This is a genomic window from Longimicrobium sp. (assembly GCF_036554565.1).
Lineage (GTDB): Bacteria > Gemmatimonadota > Gemmatimonadetes > Longimicrobiales > Longimicrobiaceae > Longimicrobium.
Map to the genome: position 1 here is coordinate 1 of NZ_DATBNB010000816.1, position 16,280 is coordinate 16,280.

16 protein-coding genes are annotated in these 16,280 nt (G+C 70.4%); 6 read left to right on the forward strand and 10 right to left on the reverse strand.

Annotated elements, in window-relative coordinates:
* Positions 1-508: 508 nt before the first annotated feature.
* Both VIB55_RS23100 and VIB55_RS23105 read right to left on the reverse strand, forming a co-directional pair.
* A complete protein-coding gene (locus VIB55_RS23100) occupies positions 509-1,558 on the reverse strand; it encodes a metallophosphoesterase (protein ID WP_331879037.1) in 1,050 nt (349 codons plus the stop codon).
* A 90-nt stretch (positions 1,559-1,648) separates the two neighbouring features.
* The gene (locus tag VIB55_RS23105; RefSeq protein WP_331879038.1) at positions 1,649-2,704 is read right to left on the reverse strand and encodes a GIY-YIG nuclease family protein; all 1,056 of its coding nucleotides are present in this window, start codon (positions 2,702-2,704) and stop codon (positions 1,649-1,651) included.
* 503 nt (positions 2,705-3,207) lie between these two features.
* Here VIB55_RS23105 and VIB55_RS23110 point away from each other — a divergent pair.
* Positions 3,208-3,423 carry a hypothetical protein gene (locus VIB55_RS23110; RefSeq protein ID WP_331879039.1) on the forward strand — a complete coding sequence of 72 codons (216 nt, stop codon included), beginning with the start codon at positions 3,208-3,210 and terminating at the stop codon, positions 3,421-3,423.
* A 79-nt stretch (positions 3,424-3,502) separates the two neighbouring features.
* Here the strand turns inward: VIB55_RS23110 and VIB55_RS23115 are convergent, their stop codons facing one another.
* The 3 genes from VIB55_RS23115 to purD form a co-directional block, all read right to left on the reverse strand.
* Positions 3,503-4,795, reverse strand: a complete 1,293-nt coding sequence (locus VIB55_RS23115) for a tetratricopeptide repeat protein (protein WP_331879040.1) — start codon at positions 4,793-4,795, stop codon at positions 3,503-3,505.
* 124 nt (positions 4,796-4,919) lie between these two features.
* Complete coding sequence (gene mutM, locus VIB55_RS23120) at positions 4,920-5,735, reverse strand: bifunctional DNA-formamidopyrimidine glycosylase/DNA-(apurinic or apyrimidinic site) lyase (protein ID WP_331879041.1); 816 nt, start codon at positions 5,733-5,735, stop codon at positions 4,920-4,922.
* Entirely contained in the window at positions 5,728-7,020 is a 1,293-nt protein-coding gene (gene purD / locus VIB55_RS23125) for a phosphoribosylamine--glycine ligase (protein WP_331879042.1), read from the reverse strand. Before purD ends, mutM begins: the two co-directional genes overlap by 8 nt.
* A 535-nt stretch (positions 7,021-7,555) precedes the next feature.
* Between purD and VIB55_RS23130 the strand changes: the two genes are divergently transcribed.
* Complete coding sequence (locus tag VIB55_RS23130; protein WP_331879043.1) at positions 7,556-9,184, forward strand: hypothetical protein; 1,629 nt, start codon at positions 7,556-7,558, stop codon at positions 9,182-9,184.
* Position 9,185: 1 nt separating this feature from the next.
* On the opposite strand, the gene VIB55_RS23135 is transcribed toward VIB55_RS23130, so the two are convergent.
* The 5 genes from VIB55_RS23135 to VIB55_RS23155 all read right to left on the reverse strand — a co-directional run bounded on the left by VIB55_RS23135 (position 9,186) and on the right by VIB55_RS23155 (position 12,540).
* The gene (locus VIB55_RS23135) at positions 9,186-10,418 is read right to left on the reverse strand and encodes an RNA polymerase sigma factor (protein WP_349263072.1); all 1,233 of its coding nucleotides are present in this window, start codon (positions 10,416-10,418) and stop codon (positions 9,186-9,188) included.
* 34 nt (positions 10,419-10,452) lie between these two features.
* The gene (locus tag VIB55_RS23140) at positions 10,453-10,812 is read right to left on the reverse strand and encodes a YciI family protein (protein ID WP_331879045.1); all 360 of its coding nucleotides are present in this window, start codon (positions 10,810-10,812) and stop codon (positions 10,453-10,455) included.
* Positions 10,813-10,926: 114 nt separating this feature from the next.
* Positions 10,927-11,127, reverse strand: coding sequence for a hypothetical protein (locus VIB55_RS23145; RefSeq protein WP_331879046.1), 201 nt, complete (start codon positions 11,125-11,127; stop codon positions 10,927-10,929).
* Positions 11,128-11,260: 133 nt separating this feature from the next.
* A complete protein-coding gene (locus VIB55_RS23150; protein WP_331879047.1) occupies positions 11,261-12,208 on the reverse strand; it encodes a nuclear transport factor 2 family protein in 948 nt (315 codons plus the stop codon).
* Between the two features lie 35 nt (positions 12,209-12,243).
* Positions 12,244-12,540, reverse strand: coding sequence for a YciI family protein (locus VIB55_RS23155; RefSeq protein WP_331879048.1), 297 nt, complete (start codon positions 12,538-12,540; stop codon positions 12,244-12,246).
* 271 nt (positions 12,541-12,811) lie between these two features.
* Between VIB55_RS23155 and VIB55_RS23160 the strand changes: the two genes are divergently transcribed.
* The 4 genes from VIB55_RS23160 to VIB55_RS23175 all read left to right on the forward strand — a co-directional run.
* On the forward strand, positions 12,812-13,939 hold the full coding sequence (locus VIB55_RS23160) for a sensor histidine kinase (protein ID WP_331879049.1): 1,128 nt from the start codon (positions 12,812-12,814) through the stop codon (positions 13,937-13,939).
* A complete protein-coding gene (locus VIB55_RS23165; protein WP_331879050.1) occupies positions 13,926-14,714 on the forward strand; it encodes a LytTR family DNA-binding domain-containing protein in 789 nt (262 codons plus the stop codon). The genes VIB55_RS23160 and VIB55_RS23165 overlap by 14 nt, the downstream gene beginning before the upstream one ends.
* Before the next feature lie 67 nt (positions 14,715-14,781).
* Complete coding sequence (locus VIB55_RS23170; protein WP_331879051.1) at positions 14,782-16,026, forward strand: DUF1624 domain-containing protein; 1,245 nt, start codon at positions 14,782-14,784, stop codon at positions 16,024-16,026.
* Between the two features lie 8 nt (positions 16,027-16,034).
* Positions 16,035-16,280, forward strand: a 246-nt coding sequence (locus VIB55_RS23175; protein ID WP_331879052.1) for a serine hydrolase, incomplete at its 3' end; no start/stop codon positions are given.

The following is a 16,280-nucleotide window of genomic DNA, read 5'->3' on the forward strand; positions in this document are numbered from 1 at the left end:
GCGCCACCACGAGACGATGAAGGGCCGGCTCCCCACGCGGGAGCCGGCCCGTTCTGTATGCGCGTCTCATCCGGGGCTTCAACATCACTCACCCCACTGCTGCGGGACCGCGCCTGTCATCCCGACGGAGCGGCCACGCGAAACCTGCCCGTACGCCGTCGATCGCAGCGACTGAGGGATCCGCCACACATTCGCCGAGGGCATCGAGGCTGCAGCGTGCACCCTCTCCACCGGCGGGTGAACCCAGGGTTGCCGAGGCCTCGGCTTCATTGCCCGCTGCCGCGCCCCGGCTTGTACGTGTCCCTGGCTAGATCCTTCGGCCCGCGAGGCTTGTGCTGCGGGCAGGTCCGTTGCGCCTGGGCCTCAGGATGACAGGGTGCTGAGGTTTGCCGTGACTGCCGGGCGTCAGCCCTCGCAAGGATGACAGGGTTCTGAGGTGCGCCGTGACTGCCGGGCGTCAGCCCTCGTCAGGATGACAGGGCTCGGCGGTGCCTCAAGTGCTCGGACGTCAGCCCTCGTCCGCGGCCGTATCCTCCTCCGTGCGCGCCGAGTCGGGCGTGAACTGCTGGATCAGCGAGTCGACGTTCACGCCGCCCTTCGCGGCCGCCGTGTCGCGCTGCACCCCGCCGACGGTGCGCAGCGTGATCATCGCCACCTCCGGCGGCGAGCCGAAGCGCACCGGGACGAACGAGAACCCCAGCCCGCAGGTGACGAACAGCGTGGACCCGCGCACCCGGTAGATCCGGTTCGTCGCCGCGTTGGCCTCCTGCGGGAACAGCTCGGTGTTCACCCACGTCAGCCGGGGCGTGCCCGGAACCTCGATCTGCCCGCAGAAGGTGTGGCCCGAGATGACGGACGGATACTTGTCGGTCGGCACCGTGAGCGCGGCCACGGGCATGTGGGCAAGCAGCACGGGCGTGGAGCCGCCCCCGGGGATGCCGCCGTACATCTCTGCCCGGCGCCAGTCCGGCCGGCGCGCGATGTAGGGATCCACCCCCGCGATGAAGGCCGTGTCGTTGTTGCGGATGAACCGCGCGCGCGCGTTGTGGAGCAGCTGCACGCCGTTGCGGGCCAGGGCCGCGCGCGTCAGGATCGCCAGGCTGTCGGGCTCGTCGGGGTCTTCCAGCATGTCCTCGTTGCCCAGCACCGCGAACACGGTCCTTCCCCTCAGCGGCGCGAGAACGCGGTCCAGCGCCGTGAAGTCGCCCCGGCGGCTGCCCACGTAGTCGCCCAGCAGCACGAAGACGTCGGGCTTTTCGGCGATGGCCCGCTCCACGGCCGCGCGCGCCACGTTGGCGTTGTCGGGCCACATGGACAGGTGAAAATCGGAAAGCGCGGCGATCCGCATCCCGTTCCACCCCTCAGGCAGCCCGATCACCTCGATCTCCACCGGCACCACGCGCACGTTCTGCGCGCCCGTGGCACCGTAGGGCGATTGCGGAGGAGGGCCGAGGGTATCGCCTCCGGCCGCGCCGGCGGTGGCGGGGCCGCCCTCCCCGCAGGCGGCGAGCAGGGTGGCGGCGGCACACACGAAAAGCAAGCGGAAGCTGGTCCGCATCAACGGCTCCGTCAGGATGGTTCGAACGCGTGGGGGCTCACGGCATCGCCGTGCCCGCGCGGGCCGGGCGCAACGCATGTGCCACGCGGCTCACGCGCTCAGCGGCAGCGCCTCCACACGGGCGGGCGGTACCGTGTTCTCCATCTCCTGCGGACGCGCGCGGAACCAGCGCGCCAGCAGCAGGATCTCGTCTACCTGGTGCCGCTGAACGAGGGCGCCGGCGCCCTCCGGCCGGCCGTAATGCTCCTCGCACAGCCGGGAAAGGCGCCGCCGCTCGGCGGTGCTGCGCGGCACGGGAACGCTGGCGCGCACGGTGCCACGCCGCACCAGGTACACGCGGTCGTCGCCGTCCGTCCCGGGAACGCGATACACGAAGGTCAGGCTGTCCAGCGCCTCGCGCAGCTGCGCGAACTCGTCGCGCAGCCCCTCCAGCCTCCGCAGCCGCTCGCGCAGCGAGGCCGCGTACTCGAACTCCCATCGCTCCGACGCGGCCTGCATGCGCTCGTTCAGCCAGCGCACGGGCTCGTCCGCCCGCCCGTCCAGAAAGGCGCGAGCAAGGTCTACCCTCCGCTGGTATTCGGCTTCGCTGCACCGGCCCGCGCAGGGGCCCAGGCACAGCTTCAGCTCGAACCGGTGGCAGCGCGGAGCATGCTCCCATGCGAACAGATCTGGCTGGCCGGCGAAGCGGATGGGCGTGTTCACCGGACAGTCGCGAAGCCCCAGCAGGTCGTTCAGCTCGCGGACCGCTTCCTGGACGCGCTTGCCGCCGCGGAAGGGGCCGTAGTAGCTGGCCGCATCGTCGGAAACGGCGCCCACCACGTACAGGCGCGGGGCGCGCGCGGTAGTCACCTTGAGGAACGAGTAGCGGCCGTCGCGCTTGTGCTGCTGGTTCATCCGCGGCCGGAACCGCTTGATAAGCTCCAGCTCGCGTAGCAGCGCGGCGAACTCGCTGGGCTCGTAGTCCCACGAAAGCGAGGCGGCGCCCTGGACGATGGCGTGCTGCTTGTCGCCCCGCTTGGCGCGGAAGTAGGTGAGCAGCCGCGTGCGGAGCGACTTGCTCTTGCCCACGTACAGCACTTCGCCGTCCGTGCCCAGCCAGCGGTACACGCCGGGAACGTTGCGGGCTTCGCGGACCAGCCCTCGCAACGGATGGGTGGGGATGACCTTCACTGCAGGGCGGAGTTCGCCGGGGAAGAAAAACCGAACCGATGGCGAAGGTAGCGCGCGGAGGCCGGAAGCGAAAGAGCGTCCGCGCGGGTCCGGCCGGATCTCTCGATGCGGTGCCCGCAGATCGATCTCGCCGGGTACTACGGCGCTGGCGTAAACCGTCTCGAACTCGTGCGCCGGTCGGCGGCACTCTGTCGACTCGCGTCAGGCTCGACCCAACGCACACCTGGGCTGCAGTAGAATTTGACGGCATGAAAAGTATGCCCGTGCCGACGCTCGCGCGCGCCTGTCTCCCACAGCTCGTAGATTCGTGAGGCTGTAGGGCTGGCGCTTCGCTGCGCAAGGCATCATCTTTCCCGGTGGGAAGTCGCGAATGGAGCGATGCGAGGGCGCGTACGCGTGGCGCACACCGTTCCTTCATGTTAAGATGCTGCCATCCCGCCTCGACATCATTCCCCCACCCGATCCTTGGAGAGCCTGCAATGAAGAACGTACGCAACCTGCTTGCGGCCGCGGTGCTTGCGGCGATGGCCGCCTGCTCGGGCGACGCCACGGCCCCCGAAGCACCCATTGGCCGTGCGCGGCCCTCGCTCCAGACCGTCGTTTCCGACACCACCAGCGGTCCTACGAACGGGGTTCAGGAAGGCGGGGACAGCAAGGCGGCGGGCAGCGGCCTGATCTGGTCGGGCGGGGGCTGATGACGCGGCGACCCATCACAAGCAAAGGGGCGCGGCCACACTACGCCGCGCCCCTTTGCTTGTGATGCGCAGTCCTTGCTCAGGAAACTCCGGTGCTGCTGAGCGAACGTACGAAGTCTTCGGCCAGGAGCTCGTCGGGCTGTTGAGCACTCCGCTGCTCGGGCACCTGCTGGCGCGCGGCCACGGCCCGATGGTGGCGGACCGATTCCAGCAGGGCTTCCGCGGTGAGCCGCATCTTTCCCTCCTGACGCCGTGAGCCGATTTCCAGGGCCTCGCGAGCGGCCGTCTCGGCCTTGTCCCAAAGAGTCAGGCTCGCCGCTCCGTGCGCCAGGTCCAGAAGTCCCTGGGCGGCTTGCTCGTTGGCCGCCACGTGGCCCAGCAGGTCGTGGCAGGCATCCCACGCGTCGCGGAACCCCTCGCGGTCACCCAGACTGCCCGCTGCCCGCGCAAGATTGCCGAACGCCATGAGCCGGTCGGACGTCTGAGGCAGGTGCGGGATGAGCGAGCGCAGCACCGGGACCGCCCGGGCGAAGTATCCCTCCGTAATCCACCAGTACGCGACGTCCTGCGCCAGCCGCAGCAGCCCGGGACTCTTCGGCCCGTACGCCTCGAACGCGGCACGAGCCAATTCCCGCGCCTCGGTGCTGCGTCCAGCCTCGACAGCAACGCCGAACATATCGTGCAAGCCCATCGCCTGAAGGTCGTGCAGGCTGTTGCGCTCCGCCGCCCGGATGGCCCGCACGAGGAATCGGCGGGCCATCGGCAGATTGCCGCGCTGGATGTACAGCCGGCCCAAGCCCAGAAAGGACTGCGAGTACGTGGGCCAGTCACCGATCTGCCGCGCCAGGGCGATGGCGCGGCGGAACCACGTCTCGGCCCGGGCGTACTCGGCCCGGCGGCGCGCCAGCTTGCCCACCGCGTACGCGGTCGAGGCGTCGCCTGGCGTTACGGTGGCGGCGGCCTGCGCGAAGGAGAGCGCGGTGGTCAGCAGCCCCTGTTCGTCGGCCCACTGCGCCACGCGGCGGCAGGCCAGCGACACCATCTCTTCCGACGTGGTGTTGGGCTCGCCCACCATGCGGGCCAGCGCCGCCAGCGGCTCCTCCAGCTCGGCGGCGGGCGCGGCGGCCATCAGCATGGCCATGCGCACCCGCTCCGCGTCGGCGGCGAAGAGCGCCGCGCGGTCGCCTTCCGGCGCTTCGGCCCAGAGCAGCGCGTCGCGGAGCGACTGCCACAGCAGCAGCCCCTTTTCGCCGGTTACCTCGTCGAGAAGGCCCAGCCCCTCGAACACCTCGTCGCCGCGCTTGAGAGCGGGCGGAACGCGCCACCGGCGCTGCGTCTTTCTCTGAGGAACCCGAAACTTACGTGATTGCATGGCGTGTGCGAGTGGGCTTGGAGGAGGGGACCACGCGGCAGATGTGTCCGAATAATAATGTAGCAGATGAAAAAAGCCAGACATTCATCGCACACGGTGGCGTAAAAGTCGGGCCGGTGTACCGTCAGCGCTGGCAGGAGCCGCAGAAGAACGTCGATCGCCCGGCCTGGACGAGCCGCTCCAGCGGGGTTCCGCACACCGGGCACGGCTCCCCGCCGCGATCGTACACCTTCAGCCGTTCCGCGAAGCCCCCGCGCTCGCCGCTGGCGTCGCGGTAGTCCAGGAACGTGGTGCCCCGGAACTCGATGGCGTCGGTCAGCACCTGGCGCACGCCCTGTACCACGCGGGTCGCCTCGCTGGCGGAAAGTGTGTTCGCGGGGCGCCGCGGATCGACCCCGGCGCGGAACAGCGCCTCGCTCGCGTAAATGTTGCCCACGCCCACCACCCGCCCCTGGTCCATCAGCCAGGTCTTGATCGGCACGCGCGACCGGCCGGCGGACGCGTGGAGCCAGTCGGGGGTGAACTCGTCCGACAGCGGCTCCACCCCCAGGCCGCCATCGAACGAACGCCAGGCCTCCTCGCCCACCACCCACAACCGCCCGAAGCGCCGCACGTCGTGGTAGCGCAGCTCGCGCTTGTTCGACAGCGAAAGCCGCACGCCCAGGTGGCTGGGGTCTTCGTCCCCCGCCTTCGCCATCAGCAGCCGCCCCGTCATCCCCAGGTTCACGATCAGCCGCTCGCCGCCCAGGCCCACGACGATGTTCTTGGCCCGGCGCGCCACGTCGCGCACGGTTCGTCCCTTCAGCCGCGCGGCGAACGCGTCCGGCTCGTCCCCGTCGATCAGGTCCGGCCGCAGCACCTCCACGGCGCCGATGCGCGCACCGGGAAGCAGCCCCGCCAGGTCGCGGACGATGGTCTCTACCTCCGGAAGCTCAGGCATGGGCGTTCGCTCGCTCGATTTCCCGCCACCCGATGTCGCGGCGGAAGTGCTTCCCCTCGAACCGGATGGACTCTGCCGCGGCCCGGCTGCGCTCCGCCGCGGCGGCCACCGTGGGGGCCAGGGCGGTGACGGCGAGGACCCGCCCGCCGGCGGTGACCAGGGCGCCGTCGTCCGCACGGCGCGTTCCCGCGTGAAAGACGATCACGTCGTCGCTGCTCTGGAGCTCTGCGGGGAGGTGGATGGGCACGCCGCTCGGATAGTCACCGGGGTATCCGCCGGAGGCCAGCACGGTGGTGGCCGCGGCCTGCGCGCTCCATCCCAGGCGCACCCCGGCGAGCGAGCCTCCACGGGCGATCTCCAGGATCGGGTCCAGCAGGGACGAGCGCAGGAGGGGCAGCACCACCTGCGTCTCCGGGTCCCCGAAGCGGCAGTTGAACTCCACCACCTTCGGCCCGTCGGGCGTGAGCATCAGCCCCGCGTAGAGCAGGCCGCGGAAGGGGCATCCCTCAGCCGCCATCGCCGCGACGGTGGGGCGCAGGATCTCGCGCTCCACGCGCTCCATCAGCTCCGGCGTGGCGAGGGACACGGGGGCGTAGGCACCCATCCCGCCGGTGTTGGGCCCGCTCTCCCCCTCGCCCACGCGCTTGTGGTCCTGCGCGGGGACCATGGGCACCACGTTTTGGCCATCCGTCAGCGCGAACACGGACAGCTCTTCGCCGGTCATCCGCTCTTCGACGACCACCTCCGCGCCCGCCACGCCGAACGCGCCGCCCTCCATCGTTTCCCGCAGCGCGGTGAGGGCCTGGTCCGTGTCGTCACACACCACCACGCCCTTGCCGGCGGCCAGTCCCGAGGCCTTGACCACGACGGGGCCGGCTACGGAGCGGACGTAGTCCTCGGCTTCGGGGAGGGCGGTGAAGACCTGGAAGGCCGCCGTGGGAATGCCGTGCCGCGCCATCAGCCCCTTGGCGAACGCCTTGGACGATTCGATGCGCGCGGCCTGCTTGCTCGGGCCGAAGACGGGCAGGCGGTGGTTGCCGAAATGGTCGGCGATCCCCTCCGCCAGCGGTGCCTCGGGGCCCACGATCGTCAGGTCGATTTGGTTCTGCTCCGCCCACCCGGCGAGCGACTGGAGTTCGCCCGCGTCGAGCGGAATGGAGGTCGCCAGCGCGTCCGTCCCGCCGTTGCCGCGGGTGATGAACAGCTCCGCGCCCGGCGCGTCGCGCCGCAGCTTCCACAGCAGCGCGTGCTCGCGCCCGCCGTTGCCTACGACCAGGATCTTCAAGGAACGCCGCCGTTTGGGTGCAGGGGTGCAGAACGCGGGGATGATAGTACCCGCGCCGCGTGCACAGCAACCGCCCGAAATGTAGTGTGGGGCGCCGGCCTCTGCGCCTGCCATCGCCTTCGCGCCGAACTGGTGGGCGACTGAAGTCGCTGAAACAAACGCACGAAGTCCGCCTGCGCGGACTGGCTTGCGTCCGTGTGTGGGAGATCGATGTGGCGCGTCCCGGCTTCGCGGCAGGGTCGGCGTGCGGGACGGGCCGGGGCACGACCGCGGGTGTGTGGCGGATCCCTCAGTCGCTGCTGTCTTCGGTGTGAGGGAAGGTTCGCCGGGGCCGCTCCTTCGGGATGACAGGGTGCGCGTCGGGAGGGCAGGATGGGCGTGCGGGTGAAGTCTCCGCCGGGAGGCTTTCCGCTGGTGTTGCGGCAGATTCTTCGGCTCGTCCATGGTTGCCCGGAGTCGCGATCCCGGCCATCTTCCACTTCCGACCCACGACGTCTCCCTCCCCCGTTCTCCCGGAAATCGCGCGATGCTGCGGATGATAGCTCCTGTTCCCGTTCGGCTCGTCGTCAGCATGGGCCTCGCGCTCGTAATCGGCGGCGTGGCCCTGTCGCCGCAACTCGCCGCGCAGAGTGCTGTCACTGGTCCGGCCGCGGACAGCGCGACGATTCCCCTGTCGTCCGCGCTGGGCCGGTTCTCTTGGCGGGTGAGCACGAGCGTTTCCGAGGCGCAGGCGTACTTCGACCAGGGAGTGCGCCTGATGTTCTCGTTCACCCCGGCCGACGCGCGGCGCTCGTTCGTCGAGGCGCGGCGCCGCGATCCCGCGTGCGCCATGTGCTGGTGGGGCGAGGCGTGGTCCCTTGGGCCGTATCTGAACGGCCCCATGGACGATGCCAACGCCGCCGGGGCGCACGCCGCGGCGACACGGGCGCAGGAGCTTGCCGATCGTGGCGGCCCCCCGCTGGAGCGCGCGCTGGTCGATGCGATGGCCGCTCGCTACCTGCCCGAGCATCCCGCGTCGGGCCGGAAGAGCCTCGACTCTGCCTTCGTGAACGCGATGGCGGCCGTGTACGAGCGCAACCCGCGGAACGCGGAGGTGGCCACGCTGTACGCCGACGCGCTGATGCTCCTGGAGCCGCGGCGCGGAATCTGGCCGCTCACCAAGCCTTCCATCGCCCGCATCCACCAGGTGCTCGAAGGCGTGCTGGCGGCGGACATCGGCCATCCCGGCGCCTGCCACCTGTACATCCACGCGACGGAGACCACGCCCAAGGCCGGCGAGGCCCAGCGGTGCGCGGACCTGCTGGGGAGCGCCATTCCCGGCGCCAGCCACATCAACCACATGCCGTCGCACACGTACAACCGCGTGGGGCGATGGGGGGATGCGACGCGCTCCAACATCCTGGCGTGGCACTCCGACCAGAAGGCGGCGAGGGGCGAGGGATTCGCCATCTACCCCGCGCACAACCTTCACATGCTGCTCTTTTCCGCGTCCGTGGATGGGCAGAGCGCGATCGCCATCCAGGCGGCGAGGGACTACACGAAGCTGGTGCCGGCGGATGGGGCCTCGTTCCAGGCGCTGACGCTGCTGCGCTTCGGGCGGTTCGGCGAGGTGCTGGAAGTGACCAGCCGCCCCGCGCACCCGATCCACGAAGGGCTGTGGGCGTTCGCGCGGGGACATGCGCACCTTCGCCTGGGACAGCCGGACAGCGCGCGGGCGTACCTGGCGCTCGTCGACTCCCTCGCGCGGACCACGCCTGCCACGCGGACCTTCCGGCAGCACCAGCCGGCGCGCCTGCTGGGGATCGTGAAGGGGATTCTGCAGGGCGAGCTGCTGCGCGGGGAGGGACGGCCGGACGAGGCCGCCGCCGCGTTCCAGGAGGCGATGGCGCTGGAGGACGGGCTGGTGTACGACGAGCCGGAGCCGCTTCCTTTCGCCGTGCGGGACTGGCTGGGAACGCTGCTGCTGGAGACGGGGAAGCCCGCGGAGGCCGAGCGCGTCTTCCGCGAGGGGCTCGTGCGCCGGCCGAACAACGGATGGAGCCTGGTGGGGCTGGAGAAGGCGCTGCGCGCGCAGGGGCGCGAGGCCGATGCGAACCGAGCGCTCGAGGAGTTCCAGCGGGCGTGGGTGCGGTCCGATACCTGGCTTCCCGCCGCGCGATTCTAGGTCAGGGCTCCGACTCCAGCTCGGCGATGCGCCGCCGCAGGAAGCGGCGCTCCGGCTCCAGGCGCGCCAGCGCGAGCGCCCGCTCGTAGGCTGCGCGCGCCTCTGCCGTGCGGCCGAGCTGGCGACACAGGTCCGCGCGGGCCGCGTGGGCCAGGTGGTAGTCTGCCAGTTCGCCATCGGCCAGCAGCGGGTCGATCAGCGCCAGCCCCGCCGCCGGCCCGTCGCGCATGGCCACGGCGACGGCTCGGTTCAGCTCCACCACGGGTGACGGCTCCACCTTCGCGAGCACGTGGTAGAGCCCCACGATCTGCGCCCAGTCGGTGGACGCGGCGTCCGCCGCCTCGGCGTGCACGGCCGCGATGGCGCCCTGCAGCGTGTACGGGCCAAATCGCCGCGACGAGAGCGCCCGCTGCACCAGCGCGCATCCCTCCTCCACCTGCTCGCGGTTCCAGAGCGACCGGTCCTGGTCCGCCAGCAGGACCAACTCGCCGTCTGCACCCGTGCGCGCCGCCCGGCGCGACTCGTGGAGCAGCATCAACCCCAGCAGCCCCTCCGCCTCCGGCTCCGGAAGCAGCTCCACGATCAGTCGGGCCAGGCGGATGGCCTCGCCGGAAAGGTCGGCGCGGGTCAGCGATTCGCCCGCGGAGGCGGAGTATCCCTCGTTGAACACCAGGTAGACCACGCGCAGCACCGCATCCAGCCGCTCGGGGAGATCGGCGCGCGAAGGCACCTGGTAGGGGATGCGCGCGTCGCGGATCTTGCCCTTGGCGCGAACGATCCGCTGCGCGAGCGTGGAGGGGGGAACCAGGAAGGCGCGGGCGATCTCTTCTGTCGTCAGCCCGCAGACTTCGCGCAGGGTGAGGGCGATGCGCGCGTCCGGCGCCAGCGCGGGGTGGCAGCAGGTGAACACCAGGCGCAGCCGGTCGTCTTCCACGCCGTCGCCATCCCACGTCTCCGGCTGGACCGCCGACTCCATCTGCAGGGCGAGCTCGGCGACTCGGGCGTCGAAGCGCGCGCGGCGGCGCATGGCATCGATGGCCTTGAACCGTCCGGCCGAAACCAGCCAGGCGCGGGGATTCGCCGGCACCCCCTCGCGCGGCCACCGCTCCAGCGCGGCCGCAAAGGCGTCGTGAAGCGCCTCTTCGGCTGCGTCGAAGTCAGAGAGCAGGCGGATGAGGGTGGCGAGCACGCGGCGCGACTCGGAGCGGTAGATGGCATCTACCCGCTCGCGCATCCCGTCGGCCGCGTGCTCGCTCGTCACGGCTGGATCAGCCCACGTCGCCGAAATCCACGACCGGCCGCACCTCGATGCTGCCGATGCGCGCGGACGGGATCTTTGCCGCCACCTGGATGGCCTCGTTCAGGTCGCGCGCCTCGATCAGGTAGAACCCGCCCAGCTGCTCGCGCGTCTCGGCGAACGGGCCGTCCGTCGTCGACATCCTGCCGTTGCGGATGCGCACGGTGGTGGCCGTCGACACCGGCTGCAGCGCCTCACCCGCCACGTACTGCCCGCTCTCCCGGATGGCCTGCGTAAAGGCGAAGTACTCGCCCATGAAGGCTTCGGACTCGCTGGCGGACATGGCGTCGATCGCCTTTTCCTCGTCGTAGATCAGGCACAGGTACTTCATGGGATTTCCTCTGGTGCGGGGTGAAAACTGCCGTGAACATCCCATAGTCGTCCGGGGGATCGCCAAATCGACAATTCCCCGGACGGGTCCGCAACATTCCTGGTTCGCGGTCGATCAGCTTCTCCCGCCGGCCGCTCCAGCGACGAACTCCCGGGCTTCGCGAGCCAGGTCCATCCAGGCTTCTCTTGCGCCCGCGATCGTCACCCACTCCTTCATCGGGCGACCTTGGCCGGACGCGAAGGGAGCGCCTTCGCCGGACGTGATCAGCGCTTCCACGCGGTAGCGGGGCAGCTTCAGGACGAGAGTGCCGTCCATCGGCATCGCGAAGATCTTCCCGCGCACCTTCAGCGCCGTCGAGCCGAATGCCCTCCTTCCATCACTGGCTTCATCGGCCAGCCCCTCGGCCCTGAGCGTCGCCGCGATGGCGTCGAACGCATCCCATCGGCCTTCACCGGCGTCCTGCCTCTCTCGCCAGCAGGGGAGCGGGGTCGGCCGTCGGAGCCCTAGCGGCGGGCGTGGGCCGCGCGTTCACCACGTCCAGCAGCAGCCGCCAGCCCTGCGCGGTGCGGCGCCACACGCGGACGTAGTTGCCCGCGTGCTGTCCGTTTGGGGCTGACCGGGTGTACGCGCCATAGACGTAACCCAGCGTTCCGTCCGCGGATACGTGCGCGGCGGTGGGCGTCCAGCTCGCCCGCCCTGGCTCACGTCCAGCCACCTGGGCGGCGGCATCGACTCCTTCCGTCGGCCTGGCCCCGGCGCGAGCAAGCCAAACCCGCGGATCGCCCCACGCCGCCAGCGCGGAGGCCGGGCCCGCGTGCGTCCACGCGTCGGCGAATCCGGCGTCGGCACGGCGCAGCTCGTCTTCGCTCCCGCCGGGTGTGCCGCAGGCGAGCTCCCCGCCGGGCGCCCAGTCGGGAACGGAGTCCGCGGAGGGCGAGCCGGTCGTCCCGACGTCGAGCACGAACTTCCAGCTTCCGTCCACCTGCTTCCGCCAGATCGTAAAGTAGTAGCCGTGGCCCACTTCGCCTCCGTCGCGGGGCCTGGCGACGAACGGGCCCGACGTAAATCCCAGGTCGCCCATGCACGAGATGGCGGCTCGTGCGGGACGCCAGGTGAGCGTCACCGGCGGAGATGGGCGCGACCGGGTAAACTCCTTTCCGTCGACGGGGCGAGGGCGGAAGAGGATGCCGTCGTCCGCGAGGAACGCCAGGAACGCGTCGCGCACCCCTTCTCGCGCGGACCGCGCGGAAAAGTCCCGCTCCGCCTGCACCATCCCGCGCAGCGCATCCGCCGGTTCGCGTCCGGGCTGTGCGCGGGGGGCTGCGGCGCAGGCGCCCACCACGCAGAGCGCGAGGGCGGCACGGGCCGCTCGCCAAAGGGTCGATTCCTCGTTCATCGCATGCACCGAAGGAGAAGGGAACGCGATCAGGATCAAGCCGTCACCACGCCCATGGGCATGGGGTGCACCTCGAACCGGAAGCCGGCGCCGGCCTGGATCGTCGGATCGCCCTCCATGAACGCGCGGACGTCGGCTTCGGTCGCGAAGTCCATGATGCCGATCCCAAAGGGGCCGGCCGGGTCCGCCACGAGCCCGAACGCGATCACGTGTCCTCTGCCGATCCATTCCTGCCAGTAGCCCGCGTGCTGCTGCATCAACGCCCGCTCCTCCGGCGACATGTCCTGCGCGAAGCTCGGGCGCGGCGGCAGCAGCTTGCAGAAAAAGTTCACGATCCACTCTCGTCGACAGGGGTTTTCGTCACGGGCCGGGTGCCCGCACGGGGGAGACGGCGCACGAAGGCGCGAAATGTTGAACGAAGTAGGCGGCCCCACAAGGACGGTTCGCCGCGCGGATCCGGCGTTTCGTCGCATCGGGGTTGGCTCTACGCCGAGGTGACCGCATTCTCTGCTCCGGCGAGCGTGACCCACACGTCGGGGGCGCACTATGTTTCGTGCCACCCCTGGCGCCCGCGCTACACGTGCTCCCCTCCACTACACTGTGATGGACCTCGGTACTCATCCCGCCAGCGAACGCACGGCCGACGCGCGGATCCCCGCACGCCTGCTCCTGCTCTTCTGGCTGGGCGACGCGGTGCTCACCCTGGCGCACGTGTACATCCTGAACGGGGTGCACGGCAGCCGCCCCTCGCTCGGGCAGCTGCTGTACTGGGTGCTCCCCGGCTACCTCGTCTGGGCGCTCAGCGTGCCGGCCATCATCACGCTCGCGCGCCGGTTTCGCTTCGAGGGCGGGGGCTGGCGCCACTCCCTTCCGGTGCACCTGACCGTGAGCCTGGTGATCGCGAGTGCCAACATGGTGGTGCTGACGCTGTTCGCCCGCGCCCGGTCCGGCGGCGGTGAGAGCTTCGGCACCGTGCTGCTGCGCTACGTGGAGATGCGGATGAGCTGGAGCATCTTCACCTACTGGTTCTTCCTGGCGTTCTACCTGGCCCTGGAGCACGCGCAGACGGCGGGCGCGCGCAAGGTGCAGGCGAGCCGGCTGGAGGCAGAGCTGGCCAATGCCCGCTTGGCCGCGCTGAAGATCCAGGTGCAGCCGCACTTCCTGTTCAACGCCCTCAACTCCATCTCGTCCCTGGTTCCCGACGAGCCGCGGGCCGCGCAGAAGATGATCAGCGAACTCGCGGAACTGCTGCGGCTGACGCTGGCCGCCGGCGCGGAGCACGACACGCCGCTTCGCCGCGAGCTGGAGGTGCTGGATCGATACGTCGCCATCGAACAGGTGCGCTTCGGCGACCGGCTGCGTGTGGACATCAGGGTGGATGACGATGCGCTGGATGCCGCCGTCCCCACGCTGCTGCTGCAGCCGCTGGTGGAGAACGCGGTGCTGCACGGCATCCAGCCCTCGCTGCAGGGGGGCACGGTTCGCGTCACCGCGCGGAGGGAAGATTCGTGGCTGGCGATCGAGGTGAGCGACGACGGTGTCGGATTGGGCTCCGGGTACGCCGAACGCGCCGCAACGCGCGTGGGGCTGGTGAACACGCGCGAACGGCTGCGGAAGCGCTTCGGTGCGGAGCACTCGTTCGCCATCGGCCCGGTGGAGCCGCGGGGGACGCGGGTGAGCATCCGCCTGCCTTGTAGCCCGAAACCGGAGCACGCCCTTGCCGCCGTCTGACGTGCTCCGCGCCGTGATCGCCGACGACGAGCCGCTGGCCCGGCGCCGGCTGCGCTCGCTGCTGGAAGAGGACGGCGGCGTGCAGGTGGTTGCCGAGTGCGCCAACGGGTTGGAAGCACTGGCCGCCGTGGGCCAGCACGAGCCCGACGTGGTGTTCCTAGACGTGCAGATGCCGGGCGCAACCGGCATCGAGGTGCTGGAAGCGATGGCACCCGGTTCCGCCGGCGCCGTGGTGCTGGTGACCGCGTTCGACGAGTACGCCGTCGCCGCCTTCGAGCACCACGCGCTGGATTACGTGCTGAAACCGGTGGACGAGGATCGCTTCAGGGCCACACTCGGCCGCGTGCGCGAACGCCTGCGCGAGCGGCGCGCAGCCTCCCTCAGCGCGGATGCGCTCCGGCAGCTGGCCCTGGCCGCGGGCCCGGCGGGCGGGTCGCCGTACCTGTCGCGCCTGCTGATCCGCTCCACGCAGAAGGTGACGGTGGTGGACCTGGCCGAGGTGGACTGGATCGAGGCCGAGGGCGACTACCTCAGGCTCCACACGCCCGGCCGCTCGTACCTGTACCGCGGCACCATCGGCGCGCTGGAGGAGCGGGTGGACCCGGCGGAGTTCATCCGCATCCACCGCTCCACCATCGTCCGGCTGGCCCGCATCAGGGAACTGGAGCCCGGCTTTCACGGCGACCACACCGTCACGCTCACCACGGGCGACCGCCTGCGGCTGAGCCGCACCTATCGCGCGCGCCTCCAGGATGCGCTGGGCGATCGTGTCTGACATCCCACGTGCCCCGCATCATCCCTGGCGCCGGGCGCATTCCGCCATCCCGCACCTGATCCTGCCCATGGACGCAACCCTCGCCCCTCCCACCGCGACCGCCGCCGCGCGCGCGACATCCGCCGCGCTCCCCCGGCGCGTGGACTCGGTAGACCTGCTTCGCGGGCTGGTGATGGTGATCATGGTGCTGGACCACACCCGCGACTTCTTTCACCGCGACCTGTGGGCGTACCCGCCCGAAGACCTGTCGCGCGCGCCGGCGGCGGTGTTCCTCACGCGCTGGATCACCCACTTCTGCGCGCCCGTCTTCGTGCTGCTGGCGGGCACCGGCACCATGCTGCAGCGGCAGCGCGGCGCCACCGCGGGCGAGCTGTCGCGGTTCCTGCTCACCCGCGGCGCGTGGCTGATCGTGCTGGAGTTCACGCTAGTGAGGCTTGGCTTCCTGTTCAACGCCGACTACTCGTTCCTTGGCATCTTTCAGGTGATCTGGGTGCTGGGCGTGAGCATGATCGTGCTGGCCGCGCTGGTGCACCTGCCGGTGGCCCTCGTCGGGGCGTTCGGCGTGGCGATGATCGCCGGGCACAACCTGTTGGATGCGTTCAACGTGGCGCAGGGGCCCGCCGCGCCGACGGCCTTCCAGCAGCTGTGGTTCGTGCTTCACCAGCCCGGTCCCGTCTCCGTGTTCGGCGCGCCCGCGTTCGTGCTGTATCCGCTGATTCCCTGGATCGGCGTCATCGCGGCAGGTTATGCACTCGGAAGCGTGTACGCATGGGATGCCGAACGGCGGCAGCGGACGCTGATCCGCTTGGGGCTGGCGTTGACGGCGGCCTTCATCGTCATCCGTGCCATCAACGTCTACGGCGATCCCAAGCCATGGGCGGCGCACGATCGCGGGCCGGTCTTCACCGTGCTCTCCTTTCTCAACACGGCCAAGTATCCGCCGTCGCTGCTCTTTCTGCTGATGACGCTGGGCCCGGCGCTGGTCGCGCTGGCACTGTTCGAGCGCGGGCGGCGGGGCAGGGTGGGCCAGGCGCTGGTGACGCTGGGGCGCGTTCCCCTTTTCTTCTACCTGCTGCAGTGGTACGTGCCGCACACGCTCGCAATCCTGGCCGGGTTGGCGGCGGGGCAGGCCGTGGGCTGGCAATTCCAGAATTTCGCGGACCGCTTCGCCTCGCCGCCCACGAACGTCGGCTTCGGGCTGGACGTGGTGTACGTCGCGTGGATCGTCACGCTGATCATCCTGTATCCCGTGTGCCGGTGGTACGCGGGGGTCAAGAGAAGGAATCCCCGGGGATGGATGCGATACCTGTGAACGGGCGAATGATGAGGGCGATGCTGGCGGCAGCGTTCGCGCTGGCGATGGGATCGGCGCCGGCCGCCGCCCAGGCGGTGGATACGGCCGCGCTGGGGGCTGCTGTTGCCGCGGAGCTGGCGCGGACGGGGATGCCCGGCGTGGCGGTGGTGATCGTACGCGGAGGCGAGGTGGAGTTCGCGCGCGGGTACGGGCTCGCGAACGTGGAGACGGGGCAGGCGATGACGCCAGACATGCTCTTTCAGGTGGGATCG